General features: G+C 30.1%; 16 protein-coding genes and 1 tRNA gene. 3 read left to right on the forward strand and 14 right to left on the reverse strand.

Features of this window, described 5'->3' with window-relative positions; genetic code table 11:
• Positions 1-41: 41 nt before the first annotated feature.
• The gene (locus ACTTAT_RS00215; protein WP_440679034.1) at positions 42-866 is read left to right on the forward strand and encodes a hypothetical protein; all 825 of its coding nucleotides are present in this window, start codon (positions 42-44) and stop codon (positions 864-866) included.
• Positions 867-872: 6 nt separating this feature from the next.
• Here the strand turns inward: ACTTAT_RS00215 and ACTTAT_RS00220 are convergent, their stop codons facing one another.
• The 4 genes from ACTTAT_RS00220 to ACTTAT_RS00235 all read right to left on the reverse strand — a co-directional run bounded on the left by ACTTAT_RS00220 (position 873) and on the right by ACTTAT_RS00235 (position 4,896).
• On the reverse strand, positions 873-2,726 hold the full coding sequence (locus ACTTAT_RS00220) for an AAA family ATPase (protein WP_440679035.1): 1,854 nt from the start codon (positions 2,724-2,726) through the stop codon (positions 873-875).
• Positions 2,727-2,773: 47 nt separating this feature from the next.
• Positions 2,774-3,268 (reverse strand): hypothetical protein, encoded by a 495-nt coding sequence (locus tag ACTTAT_RS00225; protein WP_440679036.1) that lies wholly within the window; start codon positions 3,266-3,268, stop codon positions 2,774-2,776.
• Positions 3,269-3,714: 446 nt separating this feature from the next.
• On the reverse strand, positions 3,715-4,716 hold the full coding sequence (locus ACTTAT_RS00230; RefSeq protein WP_440679037.1) for a tyrosine-type recombinase/integrase: 1,002 nt from the start codon (positions 4,714-4,716) through the stop codon (positions 3,715-3,717).
• Positions 4,717-4,806: 90 nt separating this feature from the next.
• Positions 4,807-4,896: transfer RNA gene (locus ACTTAT_RS00235), tRNA-Ser, on the reverse strand.
• Between the two features lie 58 nt (positions 4,897-4,954).
• Here ACTTAT_RS00235 and ACTTAT_RS00240 point away from each other — a divergent pair.
• Positions 4,955-5,758 (forward strand): hypothetical protein, encoded by an 804-nt coding sequence (locus tag ACTTAT_RS00240; RefSeq protein WP_440679038.1) that lies wholly within the window; start codon positions 4,955-4,957, stop codon positions 5,756-5,758.
• On the forward strand, positions 5,740-6,585 hold the full coding sequence (locus ACTTAT_RS00245; protein WP_440679039.1) for a glycosyltransferase: 846 nt from the start codon (positions 5,740-5,742) through the stop codon (positions 6,583-6,585). The genes ACTTAT_RS00240 and ACTTAT_RS00245 overlap by 19 nt, the downstream gene beginning before the upstream one ends.
• A gap of 50 nt (positions 6,586-6,635) precedes the next feature.
• Here ACTTAT_RS00245 and ACTTAT_RS00250 read toward each other — a convergent pair whose 3' ends face one another.
• Genes ACTTAT_RS00250 through ACTTAT_RS00295 form a run of 10 tightly spaced genes read right to left on the reverse strand, consistent with a single transcriptional unit; the run spans position 6,636 to position 17,706 of the window.
• Positions 6,636-7,322: an FkbM family methyltransferase gene (locus ACTTAT_RS00250; protein WP_440679040.1), complete on the reverse strand. Its 687-nt coding sequence runs from the start codon at positions 7,320-7,322 to the stop codon at positions 6,636-6,638.
• A gap of 17 nt (positions 7,323-7,339) precedes the next feature.
• Positions 7,340-8,248 (reverse strand): glycosyltransferase family 9 protein, encoded by a 909-nt coding sequence (locus tag ACTTAT_RS00255; protein ID WP_440679041.1) that lies wholly within the window; start codon positions 8,246-8,248, stop codon positions 7,340-7,342.
• Position 8,249: 1 nt separating this feature from the next.
• Complete coding sequence (lepA, locus tag ACTTAT_RS00260; RefSeq protein WP_440679042.1) at positions 8,250-10,058, reverse strand: translation elongation factor 4; 1,809 nt, start codon at positions 10,056-10,058, stop codon at positions 8,250-8,252.
• Positions 10,055-12,424 (reverse strand): phenylalanine--tRNA ligase subunit beta, encoded by a 2,370-nt coding sequence (pheT, locus tag ACTTAT_RS00265; RefSeq protein ID WP_440679043.1) that lies wholly within the window; start codon positions 12,422-12,424, stop codon positions 10,055-10,057. Before pheT ends, lepA begins: the two co-directional genes overlap by 4 nt.
• The gene (gene pheS / locus ACTTAT_RS00270; protein ID WP_440679044.1) at positions 12,421-13,488 is read right to left on the reverse strand and encodes a phenylalanine--tRNA ligase subunit alpha; all 1,068 of its coding nucleotides are present in this window, start codon (positions 13,486-13,488) and stop codon (positions 12,421-12,423) included. Before pheS ends, pheT begins: the two co-directional genes overlap by 4 nt.
• 8 nt (positions 13,489-13,496) lie before the next feature.
• A complete protein-coding gene (rplT, locus tag ACTTAT_RS00275) occupies positions 13,497-13,853 on the reverse strand; it encodes a 50S ribosomal protein L20 (protein ID WP_009359764.1) in 357 nt (118 codons plus the stop codon).
• A 1-nt stretch (position 13,854) separates the two neighbouring features.
• Complete coding sequence (rpmI, locus tag ACTTAT_RS00280; protein WP_009359763.1) at positions 13,855-14,061, reverse strand: 50S ribosomal protein L35; 207 nt, start codon at positions 14,059-14,061, stop codon at positions 13,855-13,857.
• Between the two features lie 51 nt (positions 14,062-14,112).
• Entirely contained in the window at positions 14,113-14,616 is a 504-nt protein-coding gene (gene infC / locus ACTTAT_RS00285; protein ID WP_009359762.1) for a translation initiation factor IF-3, read from the reverse strand.
• A 25-nt stretch (positions 14,617-14,641) separates the two neighbouring features.
• A complete protein-coding gene (thrS, locus tag ACTTAT_RS00290) occupies positions 14,642-16,555 on the reverse strand; it encodes a threonine--tRNA ligase (protein ID WP_440679045.1) in 1,914 nt (637 codons plus the stop codon).
• Positions 16,556-16,566: 11 nt separating this feature from the next.
• Positions 16,567-17,706 (reverse strand): glycosyltransferase family 4 protein, encoded by a 1,140-nt coding sequence (locus ACTTAT_RS00295; protein WP_440679046.1) that lies wholly within the window; start codon positions 17,704-17,706, stop codon positions 16,567-16,569.
• Positions 17,707-17,710: the final 4 nt, after the last annotated feature.

The raw sequence follows: 17,710 nt of genomic DNA on the forward strand, positions 1-17,710 counted from the left end.
GTAAACTTAATAAATGTCAGATGACAGTTGTTAAATAGTGGATGCCTTTAAAAAATTGTAAAAATTGTAATACAAAATTTTATTCTACCCCCAAACTAAGAATATATTGTTCAAAGGGTTGTTCTGATCGTGCAAGGAAAGATCAAGTCAATATATATCATCGAAAATATCATAAAAGACCAGAGGTTAAAGAAAAGTATAGCAAATATTTCAAGGAATATAACAAAAGACCAGAAGTCAAAAAGAGAAGATCAAAATATTTTAAAAGTGACACGGTAAAAGAAAAAATGAAAAAATCTCTTAAAGAATGGAATTCAAAACCTGCAACTCAAAAATTGATTGAATCCTATTTTGCAAAACAAAAATACAAAGATCTTGATGAGAAAATCAAAAAAGTGAAGAAAGTAATAAAAACTGAAGGTTTAATTACCAATGGTAGACTTCGACAAATATTTCATACAGGAGAATCTAGATCAAGTTATAACAAAAAATATTTTGCTACAGAAAAAGGTAAAAAGAAACGTGTAGAAAATATGACAAGTTTTTACAAAAATAACTTAGAGGCTCGATTAGCATTGAGGATGAGACACAGAATTGCAGAATTCATGAAGATAAAAAAAATGACCAAGAAAAATAAAACTTTTCATATGGTTGGGTGCACACCTCAAGAACTAAAATCACATTTGGAAAGTCAATTTAAAGATGGAATGACATGGGATAATTGGACAGTCCATGGTTGGCATATTGATCATATAATTCCATTAGATAGTGCAAAAAATGAAGAGGACTTAAAAAAACTATGTCATTATTCAAACCTTCAACCAATGTGGGCAAAAGAAAATATTTTAAAAAGCAATAAAGTTTAATTTGAGTTAAACGACTTTATCTTTTTCAAAATTAACTCTTTCTTTTGGCCGATCCTCTTTGCAAAGCTTATATTCCCCATGACCTTCACCATAATCTAACTCCATCGAGTTTCTCATTCTCTGCATGGTCTTTTGAATATTCATCTTTTCATTTTTCTTGGTTGCTCCCATCTGTTTGATAACATCTGAAGGTTTCACTGTATCTGTAGGTAAAAGCTTCATCGCATCAATGATCTGTTTCTTAGTTTCTGCCATCAATACATTTTTAAGCTCACCTTCAAAATCATAACGCCAAGTATTCTCGTTCCATTTAAGACCGTATTCAAAATCTTCCATGTCACGCCCTCTACCTTTAACGTATGCAGTTTCAGAATTGTCACCTCGATCTAACATCCAGAAAAAGTCTGATATTCCCTGCATCCCCGTTGAGCCTTGAATTCTATCCCAAGAATAATCAAAGTTAGCCTTACCCAAGTGAGAAATGGCCATTATTGTAATATTCATATCCATTGCTAATTTTTGGATTGCTTTTAGTGTTTCAGAATCGCCATCATAGGCAGTCTTATTCTTATTAAAAGTTTTTTTAACTTTAGCTAAAGTATCAACGATCACTAACCTCGGGTTTGATACTTGTTCAGCCCAGAGTTTGATGGATTCTTCAAGCCCTTGGTTCATGTATGGAGCCTCTGTAATAATAGTTGGATGTTGCAATTTAGACAGTTTTAATTTTTCAATCCTGTCTTTTAAACGCCTTGGATTATCTTCTAACGCTAAATAACAACAATCACCTTGTACTGTTTCTTGATCAAAAAACTTCAACCCATTCTGAACGCAATACACTAGCAATAATGCTGTCCAACTCTTCATTGCTTTTGGTCGTCCAGCCATCAAGCCAAAGCCTTCTGGTAAGATTGTTGTAACCGTCCAGTTTACAGGTGGCATTTCAGTTTTTAAAAGTTTGGCAATATCTAATCCACTCTCGTAAAAATCTGTGATTGTTTTTTTACCTTTTTTACCATCACCATCATCTGGAACTTCACCAACCCAATTTAATCTTTGCTTCAATTCCAATGGGTCGATCTTAAAGTGATCTGCTAACGCTTTGTAACCCGCAGTTTTTGATTTTTCGTTATTATTTGATTTAATAATACGTTGAACTGCTTTTGGCGTTAGATCACGGTTTTTTCCCCATTCATCAGGATAACGTAGATCATAAATAGTTTGCAAAAATTTGAACCTGTCCTCATCAGTTGCAGTTGTGTAACGTTTTAGACAAGCATCAAGTTTTAACATTCCAGAATTAGTCGATGTAATTAATGGAATGACAAATGCGCCAAAGTTTGCCCAGTTCCAACTATCAATAATATTTTTAAAAACAGTTGGACGTTTTAAAAACTTACTCCACTTTCTAGAATAAAGTTTTCCAGTTTTTTTATGCGGTGTAGTTGATGGTGGAATTATTGTTATCCCTTTAGGACGTAGTTCAATAATTTTCTCACCGTTCAAATCTTTTCGTTCAAGATCAAGACTGTCAAAATCTACATCATCGTTTTTCGTAAAAAGCCAATGAGTATTTTCTACTTCTTTAGGATTCTCGTCTGGGAATCTTGCGACTATTGATGCGCTACTTTGGTTTAAAAGTTTTTGTGAAACTTTAATTCCCCATACAGTATCAGCATCCCAATCAATAAGATTTGTTTTTTGTAAATTAACGGCGATGTTTCCATCGCCGTTAAAATCTCCAATTTGATAATCTCTTGTAAGAATATCAGAATCGAAATTATTTTTTCTATTTTTCTCACATGGAACTAATGACCAACCATCGTCCATTAACTTTCTAGCTTCATCAAGTTGGTACATATTAGTGATACCCCATTCCATTCCAGATATTTTCTTCTAGAAACTTTTTATTCTGTCTCATACCAACTCCATGCTTCTTCATTTTCTTTGATCAAAGACTGAGCTAATTCTTTTGGAAAATTAGCTTCAATTTCTTCTTTTGAAATTTGATCAAGTGGTTCATCAAACCAATTAGCAATATCATTACAAACTGCTCTAGGTTCATGTTTGTATGTTGGGTGTTTATCAAGATGTTCTTTAGTTTGTTTGCCAAACATCGTTGATAATTTTGCTAACCTTAAACAGTTATATTTATCTGCTTTTTTATTTAGATTTTGGCGCATTTCATAATGCTTCTCTATTCTGTCATTATGATTTTTTGCATTTCTGCTTTCATTTGCAAGTTGTTCGCTCTCATCTCTATTTTCTGCGAATTCATAACAAATATCTAGCAATTGATTAAAAGCGATCTTGATTTGCCCGCTTATAGTATTGTCGTATAAATTTTCAGAATTGTGACCAATACCAACTTCACGCTCTGAGTTTTTGTCTGAGGTTTTCATAAATGTCTCTCAATTTAGGTGACGGGGTTTGCACAACGCCCCCGCCACACAAATAAATTAATATCTTTGGAACACTTATGGAGATATTAAACTCTGAAACTTTAGAAAATAGAACAAGCAAAGACAAGTTATAAAACCCATATCTATGATGATCGCTTTCTTGTAATTTATCATTTAAAAATAAATTCATTTTAAATATTCTCCATAATTCACACGGTTCCAATGTGCGTTTGTGATCAGATAGTTTTCGGAGAACTTTTAGGTTTCAGATCGAAACCAGTGGGCCCAGAGATTTGCGTGTCCTGTTTAATGTCTTCATCCCAATTACACGAGACACTCGCTAGATATGCTTTTTTAATTAAGAAATCAACCAATGCTAAACGACTCTATTTATTGATTTTTTTGGGTCTGAGTATTGGAAAGTCCTATAAACAGACCCAGTTTTTTTAGTATAGTTTTTGTTGTTTCATTTTGTTGGCTAAATGTGATGGCGAAATATTAGAATATCTTTTTGCCATTTGTTGGGATGACCATCCCCCTTGTTGCATTAACTCCATCGTTGACCAGCCAAATTTTTCGATCAAGTCTGTAGCGCCTGTATGTCTTAAATCGTGAAATCTAAAATCATCTAGTTTTGCTCTTTTTACAGCACTACGAAAAGATTTTTCGAATGCACTCAAGCTCTCAATGTGAAAGAAATTACCACTTACAGAAAGAGGTATAGATTTTAATATTTCTATAACTCTAGGATGAAGCCCTATCTTTCTGGGCTTCCCTGTTTTAGTATCTGGTATTAACGCAGTTGAATTATGCCAATCAATATGTTTTCGATTTAGTTTAAATATTTCACTTCTTCTACATAATGTATAATAGGCAATTTCAGTTATCTCTTTTAACCACCTAAATTTTTCACATTTGCTACAGGCATCAAACAAATGCTTTAGTTCGACCTCGTTTAATGTTCTTTCTCTAGCTGGATTTGGAGTTGGTTTTTCAATCATTGCAACTGGGTTGTTTGATATTGGTATTCCCAACTCACGTTGACCAACAACGATTGCTCTTGAAATCAATTTTAAATAATTTCTAACAGTTGTTGGAGATTTACCAGCTTTCAATCGTTCATCTCTAAAGTTTGAAAGTTTCAACGGTGACAAACTAAATAATGAAGTTGAAGATATTGGAAACCTACACAATAAATCAATTTCATATTTTAAAATTTTAGGACGTTTTGAACTGCGCACGGCTTTGTCAAAATAGAGTTTTAACAACTCCCTTAAACGCATTGATGTAAGTTTCGTAGTATCTTCAAACTTACCTAAATTTATTTCTGTTTCTTTTTTTGCTCCCCATTCTTTAGCATCCGTTTTGGAGTTAAATGTTTGAGCGACCGCAATGCCTTTTTGTCTAACGATACATTGCCACTTACCTTTTCTCTTTCTCACGTACATAACATTTTTCCCTTTCTGTGCGACCCACGAGCGACCGCAACGATTGTTATGAGAAAGAATTATTTATGATTGAACTAAAACCGTTGGTAATGGCGGAGAGAGCGGGATTCGAACCCGCGAAAGAGTTACCCCTTTACACGCTTTCCAAGCGTGCGCCTTAAACCACTCGGCCACCTCTCCCTGAAATATAAGTTAAATTGTTATTATATCAAAATAATATTATTAACTACGTATAAAAATGAAAATATATGATTGCTTTACTTATTGTGGCGAGGATTTGTTACTTGAATTAAGATTAGAAACTTTATGGGAAAAAATAGATAAATTTGTCATCATAGAAGGTAATAAATTTTTTAATGGAAAAAGACGATCAAAATTATTTAATGAGGAGAAATTTAAAAAATATCTTTCAAAAATAAATTACTATTTTGTTGAAGACTTTCCTGAACATAATGGAAATAATTGGGAGTATGAGTATTTTTTGAGAAATCAAATTAAGAGAGGTCTCTCGAATTGTAAGAGCAGTGATATGATCATTGTTTCAGATGTAGATGAAATCCCAAATATTAATATTGATGAAATCAAAAATTTTGACAGTTATATTTTTTTACAAGAAATGTTTTACTATAAGTTTAATTTAAAAATAGTTAAAGGTCTCAAATGGGATGATAAATGGCCAGGACCAAAATCTATTAAATACAAATATTTTGAGACTGCACAAAAAACTAGAGAAATGAGAGTAAAAAATATACCAAAATGGAGAATAGACCAAAAAATTAACAGAAAAATTATAATTAATGGTGGATGGCATTTTTCTTATATAATGAGTTCAGATGACATAAAAAATAAAATACAAAGTTTTTCACACACAGAATTTTTAAACTTTGCAGATAGTGAGCATATATCTGAAATGATAAAGCAAAAAAAAGATTTATTTGAAAGAAAAAATACTGAAATCAAAGCTGTAGAAATTGACAGTACTTTTCCAAAAGCATTATATAATAATATGAAAAAATACCAAGAATGGATCGAAATAATTTAACGATAATTTTAAATTCTTTTCATAGTTTTCACCATTTAAAAAGAATTACAAATAAACTGTCATCAGAAAAATTTATTATTGTAGAAAATTCTAATGATAGAAAAGTTTTAAATTTTTTTAGAAAAAAAAAAAATATTAAAGTAATAATGCCTAAAAAAAATTTAGGTTACGGGGCTGGCAATAATTTAGGAATTTTATGTTCAAAAACTCAATACTGTCTTGTTCTCAATCCAGATACAGAATTAACAATAAAAAATGTAAAAATTTTAAAAAATAAAATTTTTCAAATTAAGAACTTTGGAATTTTGCTACCAAGATTAAAAAATGGAATTTCAATTAATGCTTTTAAAAATACCTCGAAAAGTTTTATACCTATTGATGAGAAATGTATTGGCAAACACTATGCATCAGGTTGCTGCTTATTAATAAATAAAAAAAAATTTAAAAAAAAAATATTTGACGAAAATATATTTTTATACAAAGAGGAAACTGATTTAATAAAAAGAACAAAGGAAAAAAAAATTGAATGTTTTTTATTAAAAGACTGTTACGTAACACATTTTGGATCTTCTTCTCACGAAAAAAGCTTAAATATTGAAGCTGAATTATTTAGAAATTGGCACTGGATGTGGTCAAATTTTTATTATTATAAAAAACATTATGGTTACATTTATTCATTTTTAAAATTTATTTTTATACTAACAAAATCTTTTATAAGAAAAAATTTATCTTTAAAAAAAGAACAAAAATTAATTTATAAATCAAGATTTGAGGGGTTAAAAAGCTCAATGAATAACGAAAAATCTTGGTATAGAATGAAAATTTAAATAATTATACTCTAAAAATATTTTTTGCTTCAAGCTTAAATAAAATATGTTCAAATTTTTATTGATTCATAAATCATTTTAATTTTATCTTTAGGATAAAAAAACATTGTAACACCAATTGTGTTAATCAAATCATAATTATTATCATCAAGAAATTTGATAACTTTCAATTTTTCATCATTAAATTTATCGAAGCTATTATTTTCCACTGTGATCAATAAAGGTCTATTTTTATCTATATTTAAAGAAGATAACACATCAAATTCATTTCCTTCAGTGTCAATATTAAGATAGTCAATTTTATTAATATTAAAGCGATTAATTAATGTTTCTAATTTAAAAGATTCGATTTCAACTTTTGTTTGGTTTATACTTTTTTGTATTAATGAATTTTGTTGGTTTATTTTTGAATTTTGAAAAAAATAAGTTTTTCCATCATAATTTGATACTGCACAATTAAAATTAATATCATTTGGTCTTGAAATATTAAATAAATCAATTGAAGTTTTGCTTAAATCAACATTTAAACCAGCCCACCCTCTTTTATGCAAAAGTACCGTTAGTGAACCTTTGTAAGGATGGTAAGCGCCAATATCTACATAAAAACCTTTTTTTATATTATTTAACAAACGATTTATAAAAATGTCCTCACCAAATTCTCCATAATGAATATTTGGGGATTTATTTTTAAAAATTTTTTGGATTTTATAAACCCAATAAAAAAATTTATTATTCATTTGTTTATTCAATATTTTTAAACAGAAATTTTATCCATTATTATATTTAAAGTATGATCTACAGTTATTAACTTCATGGCATTGTCATTATGTTTTACAATGCTATAACCTTTTGGCATAACAGCAACTATATCATTATTATATTCTGCATAGTTGGATGGTGTATCCCCAAATAACCCAAATGATTTCATATTTAATGAGGCGCACAAATGCATAAAGCCAGTATCGTTACCTACAAAAAATCTAGAACCATCTATTATTTCTAAGGAGTCTTTAATATTCATATTGCAAATTGAAATTATTTCTTCGCTGAATGCTTTTTTTATTAGTTCTGCATCACCTAGCTCTTCGTGGCCACCTGCTATTATAAATTTATGATCTTTAAAATTTCTTTTTAATTGAGCTATTAATTGTATGTAATTTTCTATAGGCCATTTTTTATTTTTACCACTTCCACCTATTCCTATAACAATATTTTTTTTACTCTTATTTTCAGTTTTAAGATAAATTTTACATTTTTTTTCTAATAATTCTTTGCTGATATTCAACCAGTCTCTAACTTTTTTATCAATAAAACCAGTTATGCTTACATTTTTTTTTAAAAAACCGTATGAAAAAATTGCTTTAATTCCTGCTAATTTAGAAAATAAATAAAATTTAAATCCAAACTGCATAATATAAACTGAATTAAATTTTTCTTGTTTAAGGAATTTTACAATTTCTAATTTGTTTTTTTTTAAGTCTTCATCCAGATAAATAATCTTTTGCACATAAGGATCTAAGAATAAAAACTGCTTAGCTCTAGATCTAGATTTGGTAACTAAACAAATTTTTGAATTAGTTTTTTTCGCTATAATATGAATATAAGGTAAGAAAATACACATATCTCCTATACCAGGACGAGTCTGAATAACACATGTCTTCATTCTAATTTTCTTTATTAATTTTTAGGACACCAATGAAAGCTTCCTGAGGTATCTCTACTTTTCCAAACTGTTTCATTCGTGACTTACCTTTTTTTTGCTTATCAAGCAATTTCCTTTTTCGATCTAATGCTCCACCACCATGAATTTTTGTTAAAACATCCTTCTTGAAACCTTTAATAGTTTCTCTAGCAATAATTTTACCGCCTATAGCAGCCTGAACAGGTATTTGAAATTGATGTCTTGGTATTAAATCTTTAAGTTTTTCACAAATTAATCTACCTTGCTTTTGTGCAAATTCTTTATGGATAATCATTGAAAGTGCATCTACAGGCTCATCATTAACTAAAATTGATAACTTTATCAAATCACCATCCTTGTATTCACTTATTTCATAATCGAAACTTGCATAACCACTAGTAATAGATTTTAGACGATCATAAAAATCAAACACAACCTCATTTAAAGGCATATCATATTTCAAAACTACTCTGTTTCCTGAATAACTCATGTCTTTTTGTATACCTCTTTTTTCCTCACAAATTTTAATAATTGACCCCAGATACTCATCAGGTGTTATAATTGTTGCAACTATCCATGGCTCCTTAATAGTTTTAATTGATGAAGCCTCAGGCATGTTAGTTGGGTTTTGTAAGTCAGTAATTTTGTTATCAATTGTTTGTAACTTATATACAACGCCAGGAGTTGTGGTGATTAAATTAATATTGTACTCCCTTTCCAACCTTTGAACTACTATCTCAAGGTGTAACAAGCCTAAAAATCCGCATCTAAAACCTAGACCAAGAGCTGAAGAGTTTTCGGGTTCATATTCTATACTCGAATCATTTAGTTTTAATTTTGCTAAGCTATCTTTTAGCAATCCATAATCACTACTATCTATCGGAAATAAACCACAGAATACTACTGGCTTACTTGGCTTGAATCCAGTTAATGCCTTAGTAGTTGGATTCTTTAAAGTTGTGATTGTATCTCCTACCTTGGTATCTGATAAATCTTTAATACCTGTAACAATAAACCCTATCTCGCCAGGACCAATTTCATCAATATCGACTGCCTTTGGAGTAAAAATTCCGACTCTTTCCACATCATGTCTTGAATTATTTGACATCATAATAATTTGATCTTTCTTTCTAATTTTTCCATCAATTATTCTTACTAAAATTACTACCCCTAAATAACTGTCATACCAACTGTCAATTAATAAAGCTTTTAGACTATCATTTTCATTTCCTTTGGGTGATGGAAGATTTTCAACAATAGAATTTAAAATATTATGTACTCCTTCACCAGTTTTCCCAGATGCTAATATTGCATTAGATGTATCAACACCAATAACATCTTCTATTTGGGATTTAACTCTTTCTGGTTCTGAAGCGGGTAAATCTGATTTATTTAAAACTGTAATAATTTCATGATTATTATCTAATGCTTGGTAAACATTTGCCAACGTTTGAGCCTCGACTCCCTGTGTACTATCAACTACTAACAATGATCCTTCACATGCTGCTAGAGACCTATTTACCTCATAGCTAAAATCAACATGTCCAGGCGTATCTATGATATTTAAAATATACTCTTTTCCATCTTTGTGTTTATATTTTAATCTTACAGTCTGAGCTTTAATTGTAATACCTCGCTCTCTTTCAATCTCCATTGAGTCTAGAACCTGCTCTTTCATTTCTCTATCAGTTAAGCCACCACAAGTTTGTATTAATCGATCTGCAAGTGTGGATTTCCCATGATCAATATGAGCTACGATTGAAAAATTTCTGATTAGACTGATATCTGTCATTGAGATCTTAATGAACCACCTAAGCTTTTAGCAGCTGAAATAATTTTTTCAGATAATTCATCAATTTCTTTATCATTTAACGTTTTATCAGTTGGCTCAAATAGAACTTTAATAGCTATAGATTTTTTATCTGAATCAATTTTTTCTCCTTCATAGAGATCAAATACTTTAACAGATTTAATTAACTGATCTGTCTTTTTAATTAAGGACAATAAATCTCCAGCTCTAACTTTTTTATCTAAAATAAATGCAAAATCTCTTTCAACAATTTGAAAGTCGTATTTTTTAAGTTGTTTCTTTGAAACTCTTAATGGTCTTTTTGGCTCAATGAAATTATCAAGATAAACCTCAAGACCTATAATATTTGATTTTTGAATATCCATTTTTTGTAAAATTAAAGGATGAATTGTTCCAAAGCTTGCTACTTTTGGACCTTGTTTATTACCTATAAAAACATCAGCAGACTGGCCTGGGTGGTAATAATTTTTTTCACTTTTTTCTACAACTAGATTGTCTAGTGACAAACCTAAATCGCTTAAAATAAAATATAAATGTTCTTTTGCATCAATTGCATTAAATTCCTCATCATTATTAATCCAAGTCGAACTGGTTTTTTTTCCAACTAAAATTCCAGATGCAATTGTTTCTTGAGTTAAATCTTCTTTAAATACTGGGCCAACTTCAAACATTTGTAAATTTAAATTCGATCTATCTAAGTTTAATTTTGCCTGTAGTATTAAATTTACAAAATTTGAACTTCTTAATGCATCTAAATCTGATGAAATTGGATTTGTGATTTTTATTGTTTGATCAGAATAATATTGATTAAACTTACTGCTAGTAAAAGACCAACTTATGGTTTCAAAAAATCCTCTACTTGCAAATGATCTTTGAACTAGATGAAATAATTTTTGATGATAATTTAATATTGACTTTTTCTCATTTAATTTTGGAGGCGTAGATTGAATTTTATCTAATCCTTTAATTCTTAAAACTTCCTCAATTATATCTGCCCCTTGGCTTACATCAGGTCTCCAACTAGGAACTTCAATATCTAAAACATTTTTTTTTGCCTTAATCTTAAAACCTAATCTTTCTAAAATTTTTTGACAGTCTTTAACTTTGATAGAAAAACCAATTAATTTTTCAAAATCATTAATATCAAATTTAATTTTTTTATTTTTATTTTTTGTACCACCAAAGATATTTATTTTTGAAATTTTTCCTCCACAAATATCCTGAATTAATTTTGCTGCTAATTTTAAGCCAGCTTCAATTGAATTTGGATCAACTCCTCTTTCGAATCTAAATTTTGCGTCAGTAATAATTCCTAATTGTTTAGATACTCTTGCAATTTTTATTGGGTCAAATGCTGCGGCTTCTAGAACTATATTTTTTGTATTTAAATTAATAGCACTTGACTGACCTCCAATAACACCGCCTAGACCTAAAATTTTATTTTTATCAGTGATTAAACATGCACCATTTGGAATTTTATATTTTTTTTCGTCCAAAGCATCGAAGCTTTCACCATTTGTTGCTTCTCTAACAATTATATTTCCATCAAGCTTATCTGCATCATATGCATGCATTGGTCGATTAAGATCAAACATTACATAATTTGTTACATCAACAATTGCTGAAATTGGTTTTAAACCAAATGACTCTAAATCTTTTTTTAACCATTCAGGACTCTCACAATTGTTTACATCTTCAATAAATAGAGATCCAAATGTATTACATCCAGAATTTTTTTTAATTTCAACTTTGATTACTTCTTTTGATTTTTGTTTTAAATTAATTTTTTTTTCTTCAATTATTTTTCCAAGACCATAAGCGCTTAGATCTCTAGCAATTCCTCTAACACCTAAGCAATCTGAACGGTTTGGTGTAATTGAAATATCTATAACCTCTTCGGTATTTTTGAAAAATTTTTCACCAACTTTTTTATCTAGTATCTCTGTAATCCCGTCACTTTCATTTGATACCCCTAATTCACTTTCAGAACAAAGCATACCTTTTGACTCAACTCCTCTTATTTTTGCCACGACTAGCTTCATTCCATTTTTTGGAATGACTGCACCGGGAGGCGCATACACTGTTAGCAATCCCTCTCTAGCATTAGTTGCTCCACAAACTACTTTTTCAATTTTTTTTCCAATATCGACGTCACAAATTTTTAGTTTGTCAGCATTAGGATGTTTTTCAGCTTTTAAAATTTTTGCGATTTTAAAAAGTTCTAAATTTTTATTTTCCTCTATAACCTCTTCTACTTCTAGACCGATATTAGTTAATGCACCTACAATCTGATCTATTGAAGCTTTAGTGTTTAAATGTTTCTTTAACCAAGAAAGAGTTAATTTCATTTACTCAACCCTCTATAATTTGTTGGAACATCGTTTGCATCAAAACCATAATGGTTAGACCATCTTAAATCACCTTCAAAAAATGATCTCAAATCCGTAATTCCATATTTCAACATTGCGAGACGATCAATACCTACTCCAAAAGCATAACCTTGAAATTTTTTTGGATCGATCTTAACATTTTTTAAAACATTTGGATGAACCATCCCGCAGCCTAAAACTTCTAGCCACTTATCTCCCTTTCCTACAACAATTTTATTATTTTCAAGTTTGTAACTTATGTCTACCTCAACGCTTGGTTCAGTGAATGGAAAATGGCTAGGTCTGAATCTCATCTCAAGGTTTTCATCTTCAAAAAACTTTTTTAAAAAAAAATCTAAACAACCTTTTAAGTGTCCCATATTAATATCTTTACCGATATGTAAGCCTTCTAACTGATGAAACATAGGTGTATGCGTCATATCACTATCACATCTATAGGTTCTCCCTGGCGCAATAATTTTTATAGGTGGTTTATTATTTAACATTGTTCGAATCTGAACAGGTGATGTATGAGTTCGTAACAAAGTTTTTTTATCCTTATCTAAATAAAAAGTATCATGCATATCTCTAGCAGGATGATGTTCAGGAGTGTTAAGTGCAGTAAAATTATTAAATTCATTTTCAATATCAGGACCTTCTGCCACAGAAAATCCTATTTCAGCAAATATACATGTCAGCTCATCAATTACTTGTGACACAGGATGTATTTTTCCCTTTTTAATTTCTTTTGTCGGAAGTGTAATATCTATTTCTTCTGAGTTTAGTTTTTCTTCTATTTCTTTAAGCTCAATTTTAGATTGATGTGAATTGATTTGATCTAGTAAATTTGATTTTATTATATTTAGTTCTGATGCAAAATTTTTTCTCTCATCAGCATCAATCTTGCCCATGCTTTTGAATGCTTCTGTAATGATACCCTTTTTTCCTAAATAAAGAGTTTTTAAAGACTCTAAAGTTTCTCGGTCTTTAACTTGCTGAATTTTTAAATTTATCTCTGAGGATAAGTTTTTAAGATCTAACATTTAAATATTTAATTTAAATGCGATTGTACCTTTTTTACAATAGATTTAAAAGTCTCTGGATTATTATAAGCGATATCTGCTAATACTTTTCTATCAATGTTAATTTTTGATTTTGTTAAACCATTTATGAATTTAGAATAAGTTAGACCTTCAGCTCTTACACCGGCATTAATTCTTTGTATCCATAATGACCTAAAATTTCTTTTATTTCTTCTTCTGTCTCTGTAGGCATATTGCATAGCTTTCTCAACTGCTTGCTTAGCTACTCTTATTGTATTTTTTCTTCTGCCCCAATAACCTTTTGCAGCTTTTAAAACTTTTTTATGTTTTGCTTTACTTGTTTTTCCTCTTTTAACTCTTGCCATATTATCCTCTTAAACTGTTAGGCATATAGGATTTAATAATCTTTGCGTCCTGTTTTGATAAAACTGTAGTGCCTCTTAATTTTCTGATTTGTGAATTTGTTCTTTTGATCATTCCATGTCTTTTTCCAGCTTGAGCAGATTTTACTTTGCCCTTAGCTGTAATCTTAAATCTTTTTTTTGCAGAACTCTTAGTCTTTAGTTTGGCCATATCGAGGGTGGTTATACTAAAAAAAGGTGTAATGACAATAACAATAATAGCTTAATTTGGCTGGATAATCATGGTCATTTGTCTACCTTCCATCTTGGCCTTTTGCTCAACTTTTGAGATATCCTTTGTATCCTCAATAATTTTATCAACTAAATCATATGCAGCCTTCATGTAATCCATTTCACGACCCTTAAAGCGAATTGTAAATTTAACTTTATCTCCTTTGGAAATAAATTTCTTAGCATTTTTCATTTTGAAGTCATAATCATGTTTGTCAGTGCTTGGTCTTAATTTTAACTCCTTTAATGTGATAACTTTTTGTTTTTTCTTTGCTTGACTAGCTTTTTTTTGAATTTCATATTTATATTTTCCATAATCAATAATCTTACATACTGGAGGCTTTGCATTTGGAGCGACTTCAATTAAATCTAAGCCAACTTCCTTGGCACGATCTAAAGCTTCTCCAATCGGAACAACACCTATGTTATCGCCATCATCTGTGATAAGTTGCACTTCAGATGCTCGGATCTTGTTATTAACTCTTGGACCCTTCATTAATTAAAATAAGTAATTTGATGCATTAAATAGATGGAGTATTAGACTCTAGTGACAAATTATTTACAGCTTCTTCAAGGCTAACTGTTTGTTGGTTTGTTTGTCCTAGTCTTCTTATAGTAATTGTATTATTTTGAACTTCTTTAGCGCCGCAGATCATTAAAACTGGAATTTTCGATACTGAATGTTCTCGAATTTTATAATTAATTTTTTCATTTCTATTATCAATAATAGACCTTAATCCTTTTTTTTCAAGTAACAACTTTACCTTGCTTGCATAATCATTTTGTTCGTTGCTTATTGGCAATACCGCAACTTGTTCTGGTGACAACCAAAAAGGAAATTTTCCTGCATGATGCTCTATTAAAATTCCAATAAACCTCTCAAGAGATCCAAACATTGCTCTATGTAACATAACTGGTATTTTTTTTGATCCATCATTTGCAACATACGAAGCACCTAATCTTCCAGGAAGATTAAAATCAACTTGTAAAGTTCCACATTGCCAGTCACGTCCAATTGCATCTATTAATACAAATTCAATTTTCGGACCATAAAAAGCACCTTCGCCTTTGTTGATTTCGTATTTTAATCCGCTGGTCTTAATTGCATCTAGTAAAGCTTTTTCACTTTTATCCCAAATTTTATCATCACCAACTCTTTTCTCAGGCCGATCTGAAAATTTAAGTTTCACATTTTCAAAACCGAATGATTTATAAATATCTAAAATTAAATTCGTTACTTTTAAAGACTCCTCGGTAATTTGTTCTTCAGTGCAAAATATATGAGCATCATCTTGGGTAAATGCTCTAACTCTCATTAATCCGTGTAATGCACCTGAAGGTTCATATCTATGAACTTTTCCAAATTCAGATATTTTAAGTGGTAAATCTTTATAACTTTTTAATCCTTGGTTAAAAACTTGAACATGACCTGGGCAATTCATTGGTTTTATTGCAAAAGTTTTCTCATCTGCATCTGTAGTATACATATGTTCTTGAAACTTTTCCCAGTGGCCTGATTTTTCCCATAATGTTTTATCCAACATCTCTGGTGTATTAACTTCTAAATAACCTGCATCAGTTTGCTTATCTCTCATAAATTTCACTAGTGACTGAAACAGGCTCCATCCTTTTTGGTGCCAAAAAACTGCACCAGGACTTTCTTCTTGAAAATGAAATAAATCTAATGCTTTTCCCAATTTTCTATGATCTCTTTTTTCAGCCTCTTCAATACGATGCAAATATTCATCAAGATCTTTCTTTGTCCTCCAGCATGTTCCGTAGATTCTTTGAAGCATCTTATTATTAGAGTCTCCCCTCCAATAAGCTCCGGCAACTTTCATTAATTTAAAAGCTTTCCCTATCCTTCCAAGACTTGGTAAGTGTGGACCTCTACATAAATCATGCCAGTCACCGTGAAAGTAAATTGATAATTCTTCTCCTTTAGGAATGCTCTCAATGATTTCAGCTTTATAGTTTTCTCCAATTTTTTTAAAATGTTGTATTGCTTTATCTCTGTCCCAAACCTCTCTTGTTGTTTTGGGATCTTTATCTATGATTTCATTCATTTTTTTTTCAATTTTTTCCAAGTCGCTGTCACTAAAAGGTTCATCTCTTGCGAAATCATAATAAAAGCCGTTTTCAATCACTGGACCGATTGTTACTTGTGTACCTGGAAAAAGTTCTTGAACAGCCATTGCCATACAATGTGCAGAGTCATGACGAATTAACTCCAAGGCATAATCATCATTCATTGTAATAATTTTAACTTTTGAATCTTTGCTTATTTCAACTTCTAAATCTTTAAATTCACCATCAACTTCAACGACTAATGCTTTTTTTAATAATGATGGAGCAATATCTTTTGCGATCTGAGCACCCGTTACTGCTGAATTATATTTTTTGATATTTCCATCTGGAAGAGTAATTGAAACCATATTTCTTATGACTAATAAACTAATGATTTATATATTTCTAGTGTTCTTGATACCATAAGGTCTCTTGTATAGTTTTCTTTAACATTTTTTCTACCCTGTCTCCCAATTAAATCGAGAACATTCTGCTCAGTTTTCATAATCATTTTAATTTTTTCTGCTAAATCTTCAGAATCATTGTTTTTAAACAACCAACCAGTTTTATTATTAATAACTGTTTCGAGCGAACCGCCAATATCACTAGCTAATACCGGTTTTTCCATAGATTGAGCCTCAACACTTATTCTTCCAAAGGCCTCAGGTTCAATTGAGCTTGATAAAACTAAATTAGAAATAGAGTATGCAACTGGCATTTTATTTAAACCATGTGCAATTTTTAATTTGTTTTCTAAATTATATTTTTTTACTAACTGAATTAATTCTTCTTTATATTGAATTCTTCCTTGATGCCCTCCGATGATTAATGAATATACGTTTTCTAACAAATTTTGATTATTTAAAATATTTAACGCCTCAATAAATAATTTTTGACCTTTCCAATATGTTAATCTACCAGGCAGTAAAATTATAAATTTTTCTCCACTAATTTTCATTAGATCTTTTAATTTTTTAATTTCTTCTTCGGTAACATTTTTTTTTGAAAAATATTTTTCGTCTATCCCTCTTTTGACTACAGAAGATTTTGCCTTAACTTTATAATTGGTGTGAATATGATTTAAAATAAACTCTGATCCTGCAATGACATGATCTGATTTTACCATAATTGAATTATAAAATTTTTTTAGTTTTGATTTAAAGTTATATGTTCCATGAAAAGTAGTAACAAATTTAACATTGGCTAATTTTGAAGCAAAATATGCAGACCATGCTGGAGCACGACTTCTTGCGTGCACAATGTTTATTTTGTAAATTTTGATTTTTAAAAAAATATAAAAAATATTAAAAAAAATAAAAAAAATATTTTTATTTATTGGCCATTTAAATATTTTAATTTTGTCACGATCAATAAGATCTAATAATTTACCACCACTTGTTAAAATTGCTGAAAAACCGCTTTGTTTAGAAATATGATCTGCTACATGCAAGCAACCAGTTTCGGCTCCACCGATATCCATATTTGGTATGATTTGAAGTAACCTTATATTTGCGCTCATTTAA

The sequence above is a fragment of the Candidatus Pelagibacter sp. HIMB1517 genome (genome assembly GCF_052047895.1).
Taxonomy (GTDB): domain Bacteria; phylum Pseudomonadota; class Alphaproteobacteria; order Pelagibacterales; family Pelagibacteraceae; genus HIMB114.